Annotated in this window: 1 protein-coding gene; it reads right to left on the bottom strand. The window is 42.9% G+C overall.

Annotated elements, in window-relative coordinates; translation table 11 throughout:
- Nucleotides 1-5: 5 nt before the first annotated feature.
- Nucleotides 6-1343: a ParB/RepB/Spo0J family partition protein gene (locus tag I8752_RS22070; RefSeq protein ID WP_214434417.1), complete on the bottom strand. Its 1338-nt coding sequence runs from the start codon at nucleotides 1341-1343 to the stop codon at nucleotides 6-8.
- Nucleotides 1344-1659: the final 316 nt, after the last annotated feature.

The following is a 1659-nucleotide window of genomic DNA, read 5'->3' as shown; positions in this document are numbered from 1 at the left end:
TCCCCCTAATCCCCAGTCCCTAGTACTGCCTGCTTTCCAGCCCATTTCTGCCACCTAAGAATGCCGCCACTGACCAATTCTGAATGAGTATCCCCAATAAAACAGATACGCCCCATTCTTTCGCAAGCAATGAGAATTTCACCGTGTCCCATGAATGGGGCTATGACAAAATTATTCGGGCTAGTATACAAATTTATTAAGTAGTTGACGATTCCTTCTACTCCTTCAACATTAATTGGTGTTTGAGGTTTAGGTATTAATTGATGAGAAAAAATTCCGATATAAATATTGCCTACCACTAATTCGTATTGAAAGGGCATTTGATTCTGCTTGTAAAATTCATAAATTTGCCCTTCCGAACGCAGCACAGCTACAACCCGCGCTTCATCTACTAAGTAATTATGCTCCCAAGTTGGAGAAAGAGTAGCGATCGCCAACGCCGCATCTGAAGGCAACAGTTTCCGAAATTCTGAAGTTGCAGTATTGCCACAATATATTAAATGCCGACCTAGCAGCCATTCTTCACCTAGATTAACTTTGGGTGCTTGCAGTGTTACAGATTGCTCAATTAATTGTTCTGGCTGGCGTTGGCTTTTCTTCACAGCCGATTTAGCTTCTTTTTGCGCCATAGCACTTTTGTGTGCCAGTGTCTGTAACTCTTTTTGCTTGGCTTGAAAGTCAGCCACCAGTTTAGCTTGTCGTGCTGCTTCTGCTTCGTCTCCCCTAGCTTGGGCTAACTCCAAAGCTTTTTGTGCTTCTTCTGCTAAGGCGCGTTCTTTACTACCAGCCCTAGCCACCTTTAATAGTGCCGTTGGACTATCAGCGATCGCCGTACCCTTAATTAACTGTTTAACTGCTGGGTGGATACTTTTAGCAATCTGCTTACCGTGCTGAAAGGTACGTTCCGAATATCCAACTTCTTTAGCTAACTCTAAAGTTCTCTTTGGTGGTGAAATCATTTCACCAGCTTTGAGAGTATGTTGATTATCACCCGCCTTCGCCCGCAGTCCCATTCGTTCCAGAATGCGATCGCGTTCTAACCACAGTTCTGAACGTTCTAGCGGTTCTAGTTCATTGCGGATCAGATTTTCGTCAATCTCTGCCAAACGCGCTTGGTCAGAATCTTGATAGCTAACGATATTACACGCGATCGCCTTTAGCCCCAACAGTTTACAAGCTGTCAGACGGTGTAATCCGGCAATCAAATTCAGCTTTTGGTCTACCGTAACTGGGTTCAACAGACCATTAGCCTTAATTGATTCCTTCAACTCGTCAACTTTTTCGCCTTTAACCGGACGGCGGTTGTGACCAACTTGTATTTGGTCTATGGGCACTATAGGCATAATTACTATTCTTCAGTGCATTCAGGCAAAACACTAACAATACGACTAAGATACAGCCAAAAAGTTTCAATTGGGGATTGGGGATTAAAATATAAAGAGGGCAAGGAGCGATTTCTCTTATCCTAAAGAGACGGTATGTAAAGGACTCTTTGCGAAGACAGTTGATAGAAATGTCTCATAGTACACAACTGTAGCGATCGCAATCTGTTCATAATAACAAAACAGCTAGATTACCAATAAAAGTTGGAATTAAGGATTGGTAATTAAATGTAGAGTAAAAGTTTTTTCCCAATCCCCAATCCCCAGTCCCCAGTCC

This window comes from Dendronalium phyllosphericum CENA369 (assembly GCF_016056275.1).
Taxonomy (GTDB): domain Bacteria; phylum Cyanobacteriota; class Cyanobacteriia; order Cyanobacteriales; family Nostocaceae; genus Dendronalium; species Dendronalium phyllosphericum.
The sequence above is the reverse complement of the archived record's forward strand: the minus strand, read 5'-3'. Positions and strand labels throughout refer to the sequence as shown.

Excerpts from the sequence above, each read along its gene's own strand:
- I8752_RS22070 (WP_214434417.1), bottom strand. The coding sequence starts at position 1,343 with ATGCCTATAGTGCCCATAGACCAAATACAAGTTGGTCACAACCGCCGT.